This window comes from Microbacterium sp. XT11 (assembly GCF_001513675.1).
Taxonomy (GTDB): domain Bacteria; phylum Actinomycetota; class Actinomycetes; order Actinomycetales; family Microbacteriaceae; genus Microbacterium.
Genome location: NZ_CP013859.1, coordinates 652,301 through 669,703, shown reverse-complemented (window position 1 = coordinate 669,703; position 17,403 = coordinate 652,301). Strand labels below are relative to the sequence as shown.

General features: G+C 70.0%; 15 protein-coding genes, 1 tRNA gene and 1 pseudogene. 12 read left to right on the top strand and 5 right to left on the bottom strand.

The annotated features are described in order from the left end of the window. Positions 1 to 8 precede the first annotated feature (8 nt). The gene (locus AB663_RS03220; protein WP_067195796.1) at positions 9 to 1,301 is read left to right on the top strand and encodes a serine hydrolase domain-containing protein; all 1,293 of its coding nucleotides are present in this window, start codon (positions 9 to 11) and stop codon (positions 1,299 to 1,301) included. Positions 1,302 to 1,331: 30 nt separating this feature from the next. Beyond that, positions 1,332 to 2,348: a magnesium and cobalt transport protein CorA gene (locus AB663_RS03215; protein WP_067195795.1), complete on the top strand. Its 1,017-nt coding sequence runs from the start codon at positions 1,332 to 1,334 to the stop codon at positions 2,346 to 2,348. A gap of 967 nt (positions 2,349 to 3,315) precedes the next feature. On the opposite strand, the pseudogene AB663_RS03205 reads toward AB663_RS03215, so the two are convergent. Then, a pseudogene (locus tag AB663_RS03205) lies at positions 3,316 to 4,653 on the bottom strand (APC family permease); the annotation flags it as partial. Positions 4,654 to 4,827: 174 nt separating this feature from the next. On the opposite strand from AB663_RS03205, the gene AB663_RS03200 reads away from it, so the two are divergent. From AB663_RS03200 to AB663_RS03190, 3 genes are all read left to right on the top strand, one after another. Further along, the gene (locus AB663_RS03200; protein WP_083511078.1) at positions 4,828 to 6,441 is read left to right on the top strand and encodes an acyl-CoA dehydrogenase family protein; all 1,614 of its coding nucleotides are present in this window, start codon (positions 4,828 to 4,830) and stop codon (positions 6,439 to 6,441) included. 185 nt (positions 6,442 to 6,626) lie between these two features. Further along, on the top strand, positions 6,627 to 7,268 hold the full coding sequence (locus AB663_RS03195) for an MIP/aquaporin family protein (protein WP_067202063.1): 642 nt from the start codon (positions 6,627 to 6,629) through the stop codon (positions 7,266 to 7,268). A gap of 127 nt (positions 7,269 to 7,395) precedes the next feature. Next, positions 7,396 to 8,466, top strand: a complete 1,071-nt coding sequence (locus AB663_RS03190) for an iron-containing redox enzyme family protein (protein WP_157540853.1) — start codon at positions 7,396 to 7,398, stop codon at positions 8,464 to 8,466. 18 nt (positions 8,467 to 8,484) lie between these two features. On the opposite strand, the gene AB663_RS03185 is transcribed toward AB663_RS03190, so the two are convergent. Then, entirely contained in the window at positions 8,485 to 8,691 is a 207-nt protein-coding gene (locus tag AB663_RS03185) for a CDGSH iron-sulfur domain-containing protein (protein ID WP_067195790.1), read from the bottom strand. Positions 8,692 to 8,771: 80 nt separating this feature from the next. Then, positions 8,772 to 9,566: an IclR family transcriptional regulator gene (locus AB663_RS03180; protein ID WP_067195788.1), complete on the bottom strand. Its 795-nt coding sequence runs from the start codon at positions 9,564 to 9,566 to the stop codon at positions 8,772 to 8,774. Between the two features lie 121 nt (positions 9,567 to 9,687). Between AB663_RS03180 and AB663_RS03175 the strand changes: the two genes are divergently transcribed. The 6 genes from AB663_RS03175 to AB663_RS03150 all read left to right on the top strand — a co-directional run bounded on the left by AB663_RS03175 (position 9,688) and on the right by AB663_RS03150 (position 15,691). Continuing rightward, the gene (locus tag AB663_RS03175) at positions 9,688 to 11,031 is read left to right on the top strand and encodes an MFS transporter (RefSeq protein ID WP_067195786.1); all 1,344 of its coding nucleotides are present in this window, start codon (positions 9,688 to 9,690) and stop codon (positions 11,029 to 11,031) included. Between the two features lie 27 nt (positions 11,032 to 11,058). Then, complete coding sequence (locus AB663_RS03170; protein ID WP_067195784.1) at positions 11,059 to 12,120, top strand: zinc-dependent alcohol dehydrogenase; 1,062 nt, start codon at positions 11,059 to 11,061, stop codon at positions 12,118 to 12,120. After that, positions 12,117 to 13,295 carry an L-rhamnonate dehydratase gene (gene rhmD / locus AB663_RS03165; RefSeq protein ID WP_067195782.1) on the top strand — a complete coding sequence of 393 codons (1,179 nt, stop codon included), beginning with the start codon at positions 12,117 to 12,119 and terminating at the stop codon, positions 13,293 to 13,295. The genes AB663_RS03170 and rhmD overlap by 4 nt, the downstream gene beginning before the upstream one ends. Positions 13,296 to 13,368: 73 nt before the next feature. Then, entirely contained in the window at positions 13,369 to 14,223 is an 855-nt protein-coding gene (locus AB663_RS03160; RefSeq protein ID WP_067195780.1) for a fumarylacetoacetate hydrolase family protein, read from the top strand. A gap of 261 nt (positions 14,224 to 14,484) precedes the next feature. Continuing rightward, positions 14,485 to 15,330 carry an SDR family oxidoreductase gene (locus AB663_RS03155; RefSeq protein ID WP_232304618.1) on the top strand — a complete coding sequence of 282 codons (846 nt, stop codon included), beginning with the start codon at positions 14,485 to 14,487 and terminating at the stop codon, positions 15,328 to 15,330. Positions 15,331 to 15,352: 22 nt separating this feature from the next. Then, a complete protein-coding gene (locus tag AB663_RS03150) occupies positions 15,353 to 15,691 on the top strand; it encodes a DUF7882 family protein (protein ID WP_067195778.1) in 339 nt (112 codons plus the stop codon). Between the two features lie 398 nt (positions 15,692 to 16,089). On the opposite strand, the gene AB663_RS03145 is transcribed toward AB663_RS03150, so the two are convergent. Both AB663_RS03145 and AB663_RS03140 read right to left on the bottom strand, forming a co-directional pair. Next, positions 16,090 to 16,163, bottom strand: a tRNA-Gly gene (locus AB663_RS03145). 290 nt (positions 16,164 to 16,453) lie between these two features. After that, positions 16,454 to 16,651, bottom strand: coding sequence for a DUF2510 domain-containing protein (locus AB663_RS03140; RefSeq protein ID WP_067195776.1), 198 nt, complete (start codon positions 16,649 to 16,651; stop codon positions 16,454 to 16,456). A 141-nt stretch (positions 16,652 to 16,792) separates the two neighbouring features. Here AB663_RS03140 and dcd point away from each other — a divergent pair, with 141 nt between their 5' ends. Beyond that, a complete protein-coding gene (dcd, locus tag AB663_RS03135; RefSeq protein WP_067195774.1) occupies positions 16,793 to 17,398 on the top strand; it encodes a dCTP deaminase in 606 nt (201 codons plus the stop codon). Positions 17,399 to 17,403: the final 5 nt, after the last annotated feature.

The following is a 17,403-nucleotide window of genomic DNA, read 5'->3' as shown; positions in this document are numbered from 1 at the left end:
CTTCTTTCATGCAGCTTCTCTCGACGCGCCGGGCGCGCGCAGCAGTGGCCGGCGCCGCCGTGCTCGGACTCCTCCTGACCGGATGCTCGTCGAACGAGACCTTCTCGTACACTCCCCCGGCTCAGGTCGACGCGCCGCTGCCCGACGACACCGTGGCGGCGATGCAGGATGCCGTCACCAACGCGCTCACGGCATCCGGGGCCACGGGCGCCATCGTGGGCGTCTGGGTCCCGTGGAGCGGCAGCTGGGTCACGGGCGTCGGCGCCCAGGGCCCCGGCTCCGACGAGGAGCTCTCCACCGACATGGCGTTCCGCATCGCCGACGAGACCCGCCTCATGACGTGCGACGTGCTGTATGCCCTCGCCGACGACAAGGTCGTGGCGCTCGACGATCCGGTGACCGACTACGTCTCGGGTGTCGCCAACCTGAAGGACGTCACGCTGCTCGACCTGTGCAACGGGACGAGCGGTCTCGGTTCGTCCGAGGGGATCGCGAAGCAGGCGTGGCAGAACACGCCGGGGCGCGTCTGGGCGCCGCTCGAGCTCGCCTCGTACGGACTGGGGCAGGCGCGCGGTCCCGCGGACACCACGTACCGAGACTCCGACGCGGGCTACCTCGTGCTGGGCGTCGCGCTCGAACGGGCCAGCAGCCTCACGGCATCCGAGCTGATCGCGAAGTACGTCACGGGCCCGCTCGGGCTGTCGAACACGTCGCTGCCGAGCCCCGAGGCGGCCCCTCCCTCGGTCAGCGGACCGGTGATGAAGGGGCACTACCTCAACCCGGTCGAGGGCGGCTTCGACTGCTCGGCGCCCGTCGACATCACGACCCTGTCGTCGAGCAGCGGATACACCGATTCCGGTGTCGTGTCGACGATCGAGGATCTCGGCCGCTACGCGCAGGCCGAGGCGGCGCAGGTTCTCCGCAAGGACGACAAGGACAAGGGCGCCCGGTTCAGCGCACCGCTCCCGGCGTTCGACGGAGCGCCGTCATGGTTCCAGGCGACGGGCGGCGGCTTCCTCGCCGGCACGATGATCGGGCAGCAGGGGTGGACCCCCGGCTATGCGACGGCCGCGTACGCCGATCCGACGACCGGCTTCACGGTCGCGGTGACGCTGAACGACTCGACCGTCGGCGCTGTCATCGCGCAGTATCTTGCGTGGGAGCTCGCGGCGATCGCGTCGAAGGCCCCGGCGGCGTCCGGCCAGAGCGTCCCCGAGTTCGGGCTTCCCTTCACTGCGGAGCAGTACCACCAGGCGATCACCGAGGCGGCCATCCCCTGCGTCGCACCGCCCGCGGAATGACGGCTGGTCGCTGACAACGGGTTCTCCGCCATGACGATCGTCGACAACGCCATCTACGTCGATGGCGTGCGCACCGAGAATCCGGCGAGCCTCAGCGAGACGTTCGAGCGGATGCGCGAGCGCGGCGGCATGGGTTGGATCGGCCTGTACCGCCCGAGCGCCGAGGAGATCCGTGCGGTGGCCGACGAGTTCGGCATCCACGAGCTCGTGGTCGAGGATGCGCTCTCGGGTCACCAGCGGTCGAAGCTCGAGCGCTACGGCGACGTGCTGTTCATGGTGCTGCGCCCGGCCCGCTATCTCGATGAGGCGGAGGAGGTCGAGTTCGGCGAGGTGCACGTCATCCTCGGTCCCGACTTCGTCGTCACCATCCGTCACGCGGAGTCCCCTGATCTCGGGCGTGTTCGCCGGCGCCTCGAGGGCGACCCCGCGCTGCTGAGGCACGGACCCGAAGCGGTGCTCTACGCCATCCTCGACGAGGTGGTCGACGAGTACTCGCCGGTGCTCGCCGGGCTCGAGAACGACATCGACGAGATCGAGAGCCAGCTGTTCGAGGAGGGCGTCGACGCGACCCAGCGGATCTACGAGCTGGGGCGCGAGGTCATCGACTTCCAGCGGGCGACGCAGCCGCTGGCGGGGATGCTGGAGGCTCTGCTGCGGGGGTCGGAGAAGTACTCGGTCGACGAGGAGCTGCAGCGGTACCTGCGCGACGTGCTCGATCACACCCTGCGGGTCGCCGACCGCGCCACCACGTTCCGCACGGTGCTCGACAACGCGCTCACGGTCGAGTCGACGATCGTCGCGCGTCGGCAGAACGAGGAGATGCGGCGGATGACCGAGCTCAGCATCCGGCAGAACGACGAGGTGAAGAAGATCTCGGGCTGGGCGGCGATCCTCTTCGCCCCGACGCTCGTCGGCACCGTGTACGGCATGAACTTCTCCCGCATGCCGGAGCTCGACTGGCCGTTCGGCTATCCGATGGCGCTCGGGCTCATGGTCGCGATGGGCTTCGGCCTCTACTGGGCGTTCAAGAAGAAGGGCTGGCTGTAGCGGAGCCCGACCCCTCGCCGCCATCGGATGCCGGGACCAGGCCGTCGGCGCCGGGACGCGTGGATCGTACGGTCGGCACGAAGACACCCTGCAGCGGTTGCAGTCAGTTGCGTATCCGGACGGGTCGGCGCTCACCTCGATAGGTCGTGACCGGGCGCAACGGGTCACGACACAGGCGTGGTCTGTGGGTCGGCAGTCGGTGACGGATGCGGTGAAGCTGTCGCAGTCGGGTCGTGTGGCGCAGCAGACGAGTGCGTCGGGTGGGTCGTCGTATACGTCGACGTACGAGTATGACGCGGCGGGTCGGCTGGTGTCGGCGACGATTCCGGGGCATCGGCTGACGTACCGATTCGCGTCGTCGGGCGGGTGCGGGGTGAACACCGCTGCGGGCATGTCAGGTAACCGGACGGGCCTGACGGATGTCTGGACGGCTCCGGGGCAGTCGACGGTGACGACGACCTCCTATTGCTACGACTGGGCGGACCGGTTGACGTCGTCGACGGTGGCGGGTGCTGTCCCGGGTGCGTCGAGTGTGGCGGACGGCGTGCCGGCGTCAGAGATCGTGTACGACGTGCGGGGCAACACGACCCGGTTGGGGGATATGACTCGTCGGCATGCTTCGTTGTGGTGCGGGTCGACGGCGTCGAGCATCACCGCCTCGATTCAGGCCTCACCGCCTCGGTTCGCCGTCTCCGTCCGCGCCGTCTCCGTCCGCGCCGTCATCGGATGCCGGAACCAGGCCGTCGGCGCCGGGAGCGCCCGGTCCGGGGCCGGGGCGCACCGGCGCGTCGGGGGCGATGTCGATGCGGGTGTTGCCGTCGTGCTCGCTCACCTCGATGCGGGGCACCGCGTCGGCCTCGGTGGCGTCGGGCGCGGCGGTGAGCTGGTCGTGACGCTTCTCGTCGGCGGTCTGGGTCATGGTCGTCCTCCTGTAGTCGGGGTCGATGGATGCGCGGGCGTCGGTGTGCGCGCGACGCCAGCGGGCGAGCAGGTGCAGCACGACGCCGATGGCGAGGAGGCCGGCGCCGTAGAGCCACACGATGGGCCGCTGCTGGGTGAGCAGCAGGATGCACGAGGCGATGCCGAGCACGGGGATCGGCGTCCAGATGCGGAAGTGGTCGTGCTCGACCCTGTCGCGACGCAGCACCAGCACCGACACGTTGGTGCTGAGGAACACGAAGAGCAGCAGCAGCACGACGGTCTCGGCGAGGGTCGCGAGATCTCCGATCAGCGTGAGCAGCATCGCGGCGAGGGTGGTGGTGAGGATCGCGACCCACGGCGTCTTGCGCCGCGGCAGTACGCGGGCCAGGGCGTCGGGCAGCAGGCGCTGCTCGGCCATGCCGTAGGTGAGGCGGCTCACCATGATCATCGTGAGGAGCGCGCCGTTCGCGACGGCCACGAGGGCGATGAGGCTGAACAGCCAGGACGGCACGCTGACTCCGGTCGCTTCGACGACGGCGAGCAGAGGTCCGCTGGATTCCTGCAGTTCGCCGGCGGGCAGCGCCGCCGCGCTCGCGAGTCCGACGAGCACGTACACGGCGCCGGCCGTGAACAGCGCGCCGAACAGGGCACGGGGGTAGGTGCGTCGTGGCTGACGAACCTCTTCGATCATGTTGGCCGACGTCTCGAAGCCGACGAACGAGTAGTAGGCGATGATCGCGCCCGACAACACGGCCAGCGCGACCGGGGTGCCCTCCGGTGCCGCGGTCACCCGTGACAGGTCGCCTCCGCCGCGGCCGAGGAAGATCCCGACGACGACGATCACGATCACCAGGCCGCTCAGCTCGATGGCCGTCATGACGAGGTTGGCGCCGAGTGACTCGCGGACGCCGCGTGCGTTCAGCGCCGCGACGATGGCGAGGAAGACGATGGCGACGGGGATCGTCGGAAGGTCGAAGAATGTGCCGAGGTAGTCTCCGGCGAAGGCGATCGCGAGGCCGGCGGCGCTCGTCACTCCCGCGGCGAGCATGCTGAAGCCGACGAGGAACGACACGATCGGGCTGTGGAACGCGCGCTCGGCGAAAACCGCGGCTCCGCCGGCCCGCGGATACTTCGTCACCAGCTCGGCGTATGAGCCCGCCGTGAGCAGGGCCAGCAGCAGCGCGAGGATGAGCGGCGCCCACAGCATCCCGCCGACCTTCTCGGAGAGCACGCCCATGAGGGCGTAGATGCCGGCGCCCAGTACATCGCCGAGGATGAAGGCGTAGAGCAGGGGGCCGGTGATGGCGCGGCGGAGTCGTGTGGGGGAGCCGTCGGCCGGCAGCTGATCGGCGGCGCGGGCGTCGGTCGCGGTGTCGTGGCTCATGCCCGGCACGGTATGGCACGGGGCGTTCCCGCGCGATGGGCTTGACACGCGCCCGCCGATCGGCGTCGCCCGCCGATCCCCGACACCCGCCCGCCGATCCCCGACACCCGCCCATCCTCCCCCCCCGCCGATCCATTGCCTGCCGGGCGGATCCGTGATTGCATCTGGAGCATCGTGAGCACGCACACCGTCACCAATCAGGCTCCGCCGCGCGTCGACCGGGACGAATACGGCGAGAACGTCGCGCTGCGGGATGCCGTCGAGCGCGAGGCCGCGGGTTGGGCCGTCGAGGCTTTGCACGAGGTGGGCCGACGCGTCGGCTCCGCCGAGTTCCAGGACGACGCTCGACGCGCGAACCGCCACGAACCGGTGCTGCACACGCACGACCGCTGGGGCAACCGCATCGACGAGGTCGAATACGACCCGGCGTACCACCGGGTCATCGCTGCGGCGGTCGCCGACGGCGCGCACACCGGAGCCTTCGCCCACCCGCGCCCCGGTGCGAGCGCGGCACGGGCCGCCGTGTTCATGCTCTACGCCCAGGTCGAGCCGGGGCACGCGTGTCCGGTGTCGATGACGCATGCGGCGGTTCCCGTGATCGCCGAGCATCCGTCGCTGTCCGACGTGTGGCTGCCCCGACTGCTCTCGCGCGACTACGACCCCGATCTGCGCGCGCAGAAGCACAGCGCCCTGTTCGGCATGGCGATGACCGAGAAGCAGGGCGGATCGGACGTGCGGGCGAACACGACGGTCGCTGTGCCGGTGGGTGACGGCCGCTACGAGCTGACGGGGCACAAGTGGTTCTGCTCGGCGCCGATGTCCGACGCCTTCCTGGTGCTCGCTCAGGCGCCAGGCGGGCTGTCGTGCTTCCTCGTGCCGAGGGTGCGCGACGACGGCACGCGAAATGCTCTGCGGTTCCAGCGCCTCAAGGACAAGCTGGGCAACCGGTCGAACGCGTCGAGCGAGGTCGAGTACGAGGCGGCATCCGCGACCCTCGTGGGGGAGGAAGGGCGCGGAGTGCGCGCGATCATCGACATGGTCACGCGCACCCGCCTCGACTCGATGCTCGGTTCGCTCGCCGGCATGCGCCAGGGCGTCGCCGAGGCGGCGTGGCATGTGCGGCATCGCGCGGCCTTCGGACGGATGCTCGTGGATCAGCCCGCGATGACCGGCGTGATCGCCGACCTGCAGCTGGAGGTCGAAGCGGGAACGGCCGTCGCCATGCGGCTCGCGCGCGCGTATGACGACGACGCCACGGCGCAGGACGTCGCCTTCCGACGGCTCGCGACGGCCGTGATGAAGTACTGGGTGTGCAAGCGGGGGCCGGCGCACGCGGCGGAGGCGCTGGAGTGCCTCGGCGGCAACGGCATCACCACCGACTGGCCGCTGGAGCTGCGCTACCGCGAGCAGCCCGTCATGGCCATCTGGGAGGGGTCGGGGAACGTCATCGCGCTGGACGTGCTGCGTGCACTGACGCGCGAGCCGGCATCGTTCGAGGCCTTCGACGCCGAGGTCGCCCCCGCGCGCGGCGCGCACCCGGTCTTCGACGCGCACCTGGAGCGCACGCGCCGGCTCGCGAAGGAGGTCGCCGCCGATCCCCTGCCGGATGCCGCGGCGCGCCGCCTCGTCGAGGCGCTGGCGCTGTCGCTCTCGGCCGCGCAGCTGCTGAAGACGGCGCCGTCGGCGGTCGCGGAGGGCTTCGTGTCGGCGCGGCTCGACGGCATGAGCGGCGTGTTCGGCGCCCTCCCGCGGGACGTGGACGCCCCGGCGATCGCCGCGCGCGCCTGACCGCGTCTCGAAGGCGTCCTGCCGTCGCGACGCGTTCAGCCCGTTCACAGATTCGCCGCGCGGCATCCGTCGATCCTCTTGCCGAAGCGCTACTGTCGGTGACGCCAACGGAGGGCGCGTCGACCGGAGTGTGCGCGGTGGTCGAGGTGCTCCTCGCATCCCACTTCCACGAAAAGAGCACTCTCATGACCGGGACAGCACGCAAGGCGATCGCTGAAGCGATCGCGACATTCCTCTTCGTCTTCAGCATCATCGGCGCGGTCAACGGCGCAGGCGGTCTCGCGCCGCTCGCGATCGGCTTCGCCCTCGCGGTTCTCGTGTACTCCACCGGGCACATCTCCGGCGCGCACCTGAACCCCGCCGTGTCGATCGGCGTGTTCCTGCGCGGCGGCCTGAGCGTCGCCGACCTCGTCGTCTACATCGTCGCCCAGTTCGTCGGCGGGGCGCTGGCCGCGCTGGCCAGCGCAGCCGTGTGGGGTCCGGGCGAGCCCGTCAAGGTCGAGACCGCTCCGGCGTTCCTCGTCGAGGCGCTGTTCACGCTGGCGCTGGTCTGGGTGGTCCTGAACGTCGCCACGTCGAAGGACACCGAGGGCAACTCGTTCTACGGCCTCGCCATCGGCGGCACCGTGTTCGTCGGCGCCGTCGCCGTGGGCCCGATCTCGGGCGGCGGGTTCAACCCGGCCGTCGCCCTCGGCCTCTCCATCAGCGGCCAGTTCGACTGGGGCAACCTGTGGCTGTACATCCTCGCTCCGATCGTCGGCGCGGTGGTGGCGGCTGTGCTGTTCCGCCTGCTCAACAGCGACGACGCCAAGAAGATCGGCGCCTGACCGCGACACCCCTCTCACGACGCCGCGTCCTCACCCGAGGGCGCGGCGTCGTCGTGTCAAGCCCCTGCCCCGCTGCGTGCCGGCCCGGTAGCGTGCCCGCTCAGGCTCGACACACGAAGGCGCATCGATGAACACCACTCCCGACACCCTCGCCCCCGCGTCAGCGGTCTCGCCGGGGATCACCGCTCGCGGCCCGCTGAGCGAGGCGCTCCTGCGGCTCCCAGGCACGGCCGGCCCGGACGCGACGGCCGACATCCCGCGACTCGCCGACGAGGCCGCCCGGACCGATGACGCCGTCTTCGACGACGACCTGCAGCTGTCGCTCTTCCTGCTCTACGCCATCGGGTACGGCTCGCTTCCCGGGTTCGGGGCGGAGTGGGAGTGGGATGCCGCGCTGATCGGGGCACGAGGAGCACTCGAGCGGTCGTTCGAGGCGGCCGTGCGCGCCGCGGTCGAGCTGCCAGAGCTCCCGGAGCCGACGAGGGATGCCGTGGCCGCCACGCTCTTCCGCATGACGACCCCGCAACCCGGGCCGAGCCTGTCGAGGTTCGTGGGGCGCAAGGCGACCGTGGATCAGGCGAGGGAGCTGCTCATCCAGCGGAGCATCTACACGCTGCGGGAGGCCGACGCGCACTCCTGGGCGATCCCGCGCCTCACCGGACGCTCGAAGGCGGCCCTCATCGAGATCCAGGCCGACGAGTACGGAGGGGGAGACCCCGACCGCATGCACCAGGTGATGTACGCCCGCACGCTGCGCGGTGCCGGCCTCGACGACACCTACGGCGCCTACGTCGACCTGGTGCCGGCGATCACGCTCGCCTCGTTCAACCTCATGACGATGTTCGGCATGAACCGCCGTCTCCGCGGTGCCGCAGTGGGGCATCTGGCTGCTTTCGAGATGACGTCGTCGCTCCCGTGCCGGTCGATCGCCGAGGGGCTGCGCCGCGTCGGTTTCAGCGACGAGGTCGCCGCGTACTACGACGAGCACGTCGAGGCGGATGCCGTGCACGAGCAGATCGCCGGACGCGATCTCGCGGGATCGCTCGCGGAGGACGACCCTGAACTGCTGCCCGACATCCTGTTCGGAGCCGCCGCGTGCCTCACCGTCGACGGGTGGGGGAGCGACGGCATCCTCGAGGCGTGGGAACGCGGAGAGTCGTCGCTGCGCCGCCCGTTCGCGGGCGTCTCAGCCGGCTGAGAACGGATGCTCCCGCCGTCAGTCCTGCGTGCGGAATCCGGAGACCTTGTGGCTTCCGTCGCAGAACGGCTTGATGGTCGACAGGCCGCACCGGCACAGCGCGCAGGTGCGGCGGCCGGGGTCGATGCGCTCGCCGTCGGGCGTGAGCAGCTCGACGGGCCCGCGTACCAGGAGCGGGCCGTCGGGGTACGGCGTGATGGTGGGCGTGACGGGGCGCGAGGTCATGGCGACAGGATGCCGGGCGGAGCCGGCGTGCGGGAGGTGCTTGACGACGGCCGATGATCCTGCTCACCCGCCGGCCCTGCTCACTCCCGCGGACCCGGAGGGGCGACCGGGAGCCCCATCTCCTTCCGCATCCTGTCGATGAGCCGTCGCAGCGGCTCGACCATCGAGTGCGGCCATCGCTCATCGGTGCGACTCGTCGGCATGGTGATGCTCACGGCGGCGGCGACCCCTGTCTCCTGCGGCCAGGTGAGGGGCATGGCCACGCACCGGCATCCGTCGATGAACTCCTCGTCGTCGACGAAGAACCCCAGGTCACGGCCCCGGCCGATCGCCGCGAGGATCTCCTCCGGCTCGGTGATCGTCTTGGCCGTCAACCGCGGGATCGCCACCTGGTGCAGTCGCTGGCGGGCATCGTCGTCGGCCAGGGTGCTCAGCAGAGCCTTGCCGATCCCCGTCGCATGGGCGTGCAGGCGCATTCCCACGTTCGAGGCGAGCCGCATCGGATTCGGCGAGGGGCTGATGGCGATGTAGACGTTCTCCACGCCGTCGAGCCGTGCCATCTGCACGGTCTCGCCGGTCTCGGCGGTCAGCTCGGCCATCAGCGGCGGGCCGTAGTCGAGCAGCAGCCGGTGGCCGTCGTAGCGCTGCCCGATCTGCCATGCCTTCAGCCCCAGCGAGTACCGCTTGGTCACCGGGTCGAGCTCCACCCACCCGGCGGTGACGAGCGTGCGCAGAAGCCCGTGCGCGCTGGAGCGCGGCAGGGAGAGCGCGGAGAGGAGCTGCGGGAACGTCTGGCCATCGGTGTCGGCGAGATGCTCGATGATCTGGATCGCGCGTCCGGCGGACTTGACGGCGCTCGGTTCGGCCTCGGTCATGGGAGCTCCCGTCGAGAGTTGTGCGTGCAGGTGCGATGTGTCACACTATCGCGCGTTCAGGTCTGCGACATCAAGTTCATGTACGTGAACGCATGGATTCCCACGTCAATGGAGATGCCCGATGTCCACTCAGTCCTCTACGCGGCCAGAGCTCGCCGCGATCGTCCGCAAGGTCACGCTTCGGCTGATCCCGATCCTTCTTCTCATGTACATCCTCGCCTTCCTCGACAGGGCGAACCTCGGCTTCGCGAAAGCCGCCTGGCAGGCGGACACCGCGATCTCGGACGCCGCCTATGCTCTCGGCGCGGGGATCTTCTTCCTCGGCTACGCCCTCTTCGAGGTGCCGTCGAACCTGATCATGCGCAAGGTCGGCGCGAAGATCTGGCTGGCCCGCATCATGATCTCGTGGGGGATCGTCTCGTCGCTGATGATGTTCGCCACCAACGAGTGGGTGTTCTACATCCTGCGCGTGCTGCTGGGCATCACCGAAGCGGGCTTCTTCCCCGGCGTCATCCTCTTCCTCACCTACTGGATCCCGCTGAGCTTCCGTGCACGCGTCAACGGGCTCTTCTACTTCGGGGCGCCTCTCGCGTTCATCTTCGGCGGACCGCTGTCCGGCATGCTGCTCGATCTCGACGGCAAGGTCGGCATCCACGGATGGCAGCTGATGTTCCTCGTCACCGGCATCCTCACCGTCCTCATCGGCGTCGTCGCGTTCTTCTACCTCGACAACGGCCCGAAGGACGCGAAGTGGCTCAGCGAGGGTGAGCGCTCCGCTCTCATCGGCGCGCTCGAGGCCGAGGACGACATCAAGGAGAACCACTCGCCGCGGGGCGCACTGCGAGCCCTCGGGAACCCGGTCGTGCTGTACTTCGCCGCCATCTACCTCACGATCCAGATGAGCGTCTACGGCGTGACCTTCTACCTCCCCACCCAGGTCGCCACGATCGTGGGCAAGCCGGTCGGGCTCGAAGTCGGTCTCCTCACCGCCGTTCCGTGGACGTTCGCGCTCATCGTCACGTTCGTGCTCTCGCGTCTGGCCGACAGCACGGGGCAGCGGCGCCTCATCGCCACCTGCGCGCTCGGCGCGGCCGGACTCGGCATCGTCGTCTCCGCCGTGATCCAGGAGCCGATCGTCGCGCTCGCCGCCCTCAGCGTCGGCGCCGCCGGATTCATCTCGGTGCAGCCGGTGTTCTGGACCCTGCCCACGTCGTTCCTCCTCGGTGCGGCGGCAGCGAGCGGCATCGCCCTGATCAACTCGCTCGGCAGCCTCGGCGGCTTCCTCGCGCCGATCCTCAAGAACTGGGCCGACGCCACGTTCGGCGACAGCGCAGGCCTCATCGTGCTGGCGGCCATCGCCCTTCTCGGCGCAGCGCTGATCGCCCTCAGCCGCGCCGTCAGCCCCGCGGTGCGCGAGACCGACGGCGTCGGGCTCGAGTCCACCGCATCCGCCCGCCAGGCCTGACCGCAGAAGCAAGAAGGAGACCAGCCGATGCGCGAGCTCGTGCTCACCGAGATCGGGCGACTCGACGTCCGAGAAGCCCCCACGCCCACCCCAGGGACCGACGAGGTCGTGATCCGCGTCGCCGCGACCGGGATCTGCGGATCCGACGTGCACGGCTACACCGGCGAGAACGGCCGGCGCCTGCCGGGGCAGGTCATGGGGCACGAGTCCAGCGGCACGATCGCGGCCGTTGGATCCGGTGTGCACGGGCTCGCCGTCGGCACCCCCGTGACCTTCAACCCTGTCGTCGTGCCCGCCGACGACGCCGCTGCGTACGCGGGACACGAGCAGCACCACCCCCGCAAGTACGTGATCGGCGTCGCGCCGGAGGTGCCGGCATCCTTCGCCGACTATGTGCTCGTCCCGGCGCGCAACGTCGTCGCGCTCCCCGACGGGTTGCCGATCGAGCTGGGGGCCCTCATCGAACCGCTCGCCGTCGCGGTGCACGCCGTGCGGCGGCTGCCGCGGTCGGGCCTCGGCCGAGTGCTCGTGATCGGCGGAGGGCCGATCGGGCAGTCGGTGGTCGTCGCGCTCCGCGACGCGGGAGCACGGACGATCATCGTCAGCGAACCGGACGCCGCTCGCCGGGCGCTCATCCAGCGTCTCGGGGCCGAGACCGTCGATCCGGCTGAGGGTCCGGTCGCCGATCAGCTGCGGGAGAGAGGCGGATTGGCCGACGCCGCCGTGGATGCCGTCGGCATCACGCCCACCGTGCGCGATGCGCTCACGAGCACCGTGCTGGGTGCGTCGATCTGCCTCGTGGGCATGGGCGCGCCGCAGATGACGCTCGACGCGTACCTCGTGAGCACCGAGGAACGCGCGCTGCTCGGCAGCTTCACCTACGGCTCCGACGACTTCGCTCATGCCGCGCAGATCATCGGAGGCGACCCCGAGACGTACCGTGCGCTGATCAGCCGGGAGATCGACGTGGCCGACGCCGACGCCGCCTTCGCCGCGCTCGCCGCGGGCGACGGCACCCCGGGCAAGGTGCTTGTCCGATTCGACCGGGAATCCGGTTCAGAGAACGACCGAGACGGAGAGACACGATGACCGCCACTCCCACGATCCGCGAGGTTCGCGCCTACACCGTGCGCGGCGGCGGAGCCGATTACCACGACCAGGGCGCGGAGCACTGGATCGACGACCACATCGCGACGCCGATGAGCGTGTATCCGGAGTATCGCCAGTCGCGCCAGAGCTTCGGCATCAACGTGCTCGGCACACTCGTGGTCGAGATCGAGGCGAGCGACGGCACCGTGGGCTTCTCCGTCACGACCGCCGGCGAGATCGGCGCCTTCATCGTCGAGAAGCATCTCGCGCGCTTCCTGGAGGGGCGCGCCGTGACCGACATCGAGCGCATCTGGGACCAGATGTACAAGTCGACCCTGTACTACGGGCGTCGCGGGGTGGTGCTCAACGCGATCAGCGGTGTCGACCTCGCCCTCTACGACCTGCTCGGCCGCATCCGGCAGGTCCCCGTCTTTGAGCTGCTCGGCGGGCCCGTGCGCGACGAGCTGCAGTTCTATGCCACCGGAGCCCGGCCCGACAGGGCGAAGGAGCTCGGCTTCATCGGCGGCAAGATGCCCCTGCATCACGGTCCTGCCGAAGGAGAAGAGGGGCTACGCCGCAACATCGCGCTCCTCGCAGACATGCGCGAGAAGGTCGGCGACGACTTCTGGCTCATGTACGACTGCTGGATGTCGCTCGATGTGGACTACGCGACGCGCCTCGCTCATGCGGCCTCGGACTACGGTCTCAAATGGCTCGAAGAGGCTCTCATCCCCGACGATTACTGGGGCTACGCCGAGCTGCGGCGCCGTGCTCCGTCGTCGATGATGATAACCACCGGCGAGCACGAGGCGACCCGGTGGGGCTTCCGGCAGCTGCTCGAGACCGGCGTCGACCTCATCCAGCCGGATGTCGGCTGGTGCGGCGGCATCACGGAGCTCATCAAGATCTCTGCGCTCGCAGACGCGCACGGAGCCATGGTGGTGCCGCACGGATCGTCGGTGTACTCCTATCACTTCGTGGTGACGCGCACGAACAGCCCGTTCGCCGAGTTCCTCATGATGCATCCGACCGCCGAGGAGGTCGTGCCGATGTTCTCGCCGATGCTCGTCGGTGAGCCGGTGCCCGTCGATGGCCGGCTGAAGGTGCCCGAGACCCCGGGGTTCGGCGTCGAGCTGTCGGATGCCATCCAGAAGCACCGCCCGTACACCCATTGATCCGCCACTGAACACACCCCTCACACCCCTGACACCCAACACACCCCTGACACCCCTGACACGGAGAACGACGATGGAACTCCTCCGCCTCGGCGATGCCGGCGCCGAAACCCCCGCGGTCCGCCACGATGGCCGCGTCTTCCGCCTCGACGGTCTGACACGCGACATCGACGGCGCCTTCCTCGAAGGCGGCGGCATCTCTCGTACCCGCGCGGCTCTGGAAGCCGGGGAGCTGCCCGCGTTCGAAGGCGCCGACGACCTGCGTGTCGGCGCGCCGATCGCCCGCCCGTCGGCCGTGCTGTGCATCGGCCAGAACTATGCGGCCCACGCGGCCGAGTCGGGGGATGCGCCCCCTTCGGTGCCGATCCTCTTCCACAAGCATCCGAATACGGTCGTCGGTCCGTTCGACGACGTGCTCATGCCGCCCGGGGCCGAGAAGGTCGATTGGGAGGTCGAGCTCGGCGTGGTGATCGGCAAGCGGGCACGGTACCTGTCGAGCCCCGAGGAGGCTCTGGCGCACGTCGCCGGTTACGTCGTGTCGCATGACGTGTCGGAGCGCGCCTTCCAGGTCGAGCAGTCCGGAGGGCAGTGGTCGAAGGGCAAGAACGCCGAGACGTTCAACCCCCTCGGCCCTGCGCTCGTGCCGGCAGACGAGGTCGATCCGCAGGCCCTGCGGCTCTGGTCGACGGTGAACGGGGAGGCCAGGCAGGACTCCAACACGGCGGACATGATCTTCACGGTCGCCGAGATCGTGCACCATCTGTCGCAGTACATGGTGCTCGACCCCGGCGACCTCATCAACACGGGCACTCCCCAGGGCGTCGCCCTGTCCGGCCGTTTCCCGTATCTGCGTGCCGGAGACGTGGTCGAGCTGGGGATCGACGGACTCGGCTCTCAGCGGCAGCGTCTGGTGAACGCCGTCGTCTGACCGGCACCGTCCTGTACGGCGGCGCCGTCGCGTGCTGCGGCGCTGTCGTGTTCCGGTGCTGTCGGGTACCGGGGCGCTGTCGTGTACCGGCGCTGTCATGTTCCGGTGCTGTCGTGTACCGGCGCTGTCATGTTCCGGTGCTGTCGTGCTCCGGCGCTCCCGTGTTCTGGTGCTGTCGTGCTCCGGCGCTCACGTGTACGGATGCCCGCGCCGCGGCGCAAGCCCCTCTGCGCCGGTGCCTGCCGTCGCTATGGTCGCGGCATGGACGAGACACGCACGGATGAGACGAGGATGGACGGGCTCGACGCGGTGCCGCGGCGGGCGATCGTGACGGGGTCGGATTCCGGGATCGGGCGCGCCACCGCGGTCGCGCTCGCCGCGGACGGCCTCGACGTCGGGATCACCTGGCACACCGATCAGGCAGGGGCCGAGCAGACCGCGGACGAGGTGCGCGCGCACGGCGCCCGGGCGGTCGTGGCGCACCTGGACACGGCCGATGCTCCGGCGTGCGGTGACGTGATCGACGGCCTTATCGACGAGCTCGGCGGGCTCGACGTGTTCGTGAACAACTCCGGCACGGGCACGCAGACCCCGTTCCTCGATCTGTCGTTCGAAGAGTGGCGTCGCGTGGTGCAGGTGGATCTCGACGGCGCTTTCGTGTGCCTCCAGCGGGCCGCGCGGGAGTTCGTGCGCAGCGGGCGCGGTGGCCGGCTCATCGCGGTGACCAGTGTGCACGAGCATCAGCCGATGGTCGGGTCGAGCGCGTATGACGCGGCCAAGCACGGCCTGGGCGGGCTCATGAAGAACATCGCCCTCGAACTCGGCGTGCACGGCGTGAGCGCGGTCAGCGTCGCGCCGGGCGAGATCGCCACGCCGATGACCGGTCAGGAGGATGAGGATCCGCACGGCAACCGTCGGCCCGGCATCCCGCTCGGGCGTCCGGGGGATGCGCGTGAGGTCGCGGCGCTCATCGCGTTCCTCGCATCGCCGGCTGCCGCTTACATCTCGGGAGCGTCGGTGGTGATCGACGGCGGGATGCTGCAGATGGGGCCGCAGGCGGGGGCCGCCATCGGCGACGACTCCTGGCGCACTCTCGGGTCTTCGTGAGCGCCGAAAGCGGAGCGGGTCGATGGGCACATTCATCTATGAGGGCGGCCCGAGGTTGCAGGTCGACGATCGGACGCTGGCGCACCTGCAGCTGGTCGTGACCGAGAAGCTGCGCAGACGACAGCCGTTCTCCTTCTCGTGGCGTGAGGACCCGAGCGTCGGCGGTGGCCGCACGACGGTCTGGGTGCACGCGGGGACCTCGCTGACCTTCTCGTACGGCGTGGCCCAGCCCACGGAGGTCAACCGGGCGTGGCTCGAAGCGCTCGCTCTCACCGCGGACAGCCCGGGCGGGCTCCATCTGGTTCCGGAGCCGGTGTCCACGCCATCCGTGGAACAGCTGCGCGCCATGCTCGACGACTGAGCGCGTGCGTGACCCGGGCTCGCGCGGCGGCGTGCGCGGGCGCGGGCGCGGGGCAGGGACGGGCGCGGCAGGGCGCGTGCGCGGCGCGGACACGCGGGGGCGGTGACGCTGCTCGCGCGGCGGACGAAAGGTCGGAGAATCCGGACGACGCGCCGTGCGCGCGTCCCCCGGGGCGGCGTGTCGTGCGCGGAGTCCGACGTTTCGTACGCGGGCGGCCGGGGTGGCGGGACCCGTCCGGATCGCCGGGGCTCGCGCGGCGAACGAAAAGTCGGAGAATCCGGACGACGCGCCGTGTGGGCGGCCCCCGGGGCGGCGTGTCGTGCGTGGAGTCCGACGTTTCGTACGCGGGCGGCGGCGTGGATCGCGCAGTTCACCGGGTGAAGCGCCGAAGGGTCGTGTGGAGGGGCTGACGGGAATCGAACCCGCGCTGTCTGCTTGGGAAGCAGAAGTTCTACCATTGAACTACAGCCCCGCGCCCGCTCTTCCGCGGAATTCCGCGGCGGCAGGGGTGCTGTCAGCCTACCCGGTCGTGTGCGGATGGCCAAACGCCGCGCTGGCCCCACGCCATCGCCGCGTCTGGACGGGGCGGATGCGGTTCGCCGACACGGCTCGCCCCGCCCGCCGACGCGGCTCGCGCCCCGCCCGCAGACACGGCTCGCACCCCGCCCGCCGATCCGGCTCATGCCCGGCCGCCCACCCGGGTCGCGCCTGGCTCGCGCCCGCGGTTGACCCGGACTCCCGGGCTCGCGACGCCAAGAGGGCTCAGCGCACGGGCATCCCGAACTCCTCCGTCGGCCAGACGTGGACGTCGGGACGGAGCGGATGGTCGAACTCGGTCCACTCCGAGCCGTTCCACCACCGTTGGCGGTTCTGCGGGTCGAACGGGTCGGGGTACCACCCGGCATCCGGTCGCCGTCTCGTCGCGGGCCGGACGGTGTCGTCGATGACTGCCGCGCTCATGCGCTCCTCCTGGTGTGTCGCCTCATGGCAGAAGAGACGAACGGAGCCCCGATATATTACGCGGATGCCGGGACGCTACGCCGAGCGAAGGAATCATTGCGCCGACCGACCGCCGAGACCGGCCCGCACTAGGCTGGTGCCGTGCTTCTCAGCGATCGCGACATCAGGGCAGAACTCGCATCCGGCCGCATCGGGCTGACTCCGTTCGATGAGGAGATGGTGCAGCCGTCGAGCGTGGACGTGCGTCTCGACCGCTACTTCCGGCTGTTCGACAACCACAAGTACCCGTTCATCGATCCGTCCGAGGATCAGCCCGAGCTGACCCGGCTGATCGAGGTCGCTCCCGACGAGCCGTTCATCCTGCACCCGGGCGAGTTCGCGCTCGGCGCGACGTTCGAGCAGGTGACCCTCCCCGACGACGTGGCGGCGCGCCTCGAGGGCAAGTCGTCGCTCGGCCGCCTCGGTCTCATCACCCACTCCACGGCGGGCTTCATCGACCCCGGCTTCACCGGACACGTGACGCTCGAACTTGCGAACGTGGCGACGCTGCCGATCAAGCTGTGGCCCGGCATGAAGATCGGCCAGTTCTGCTTCTTCCGGTTGAGCTCTCCGACGGAGAACGCCTACGGATCGGGTCCGTACGGCAACCGGTACCAGGGGCAGCGCGGGCCGACCGCATCGCGATCGTTCCAGAACTTCCACCGTACCGACGTCGGCGTCACCGACGTCGGGTCCGTCGGCGGCTGACCCGG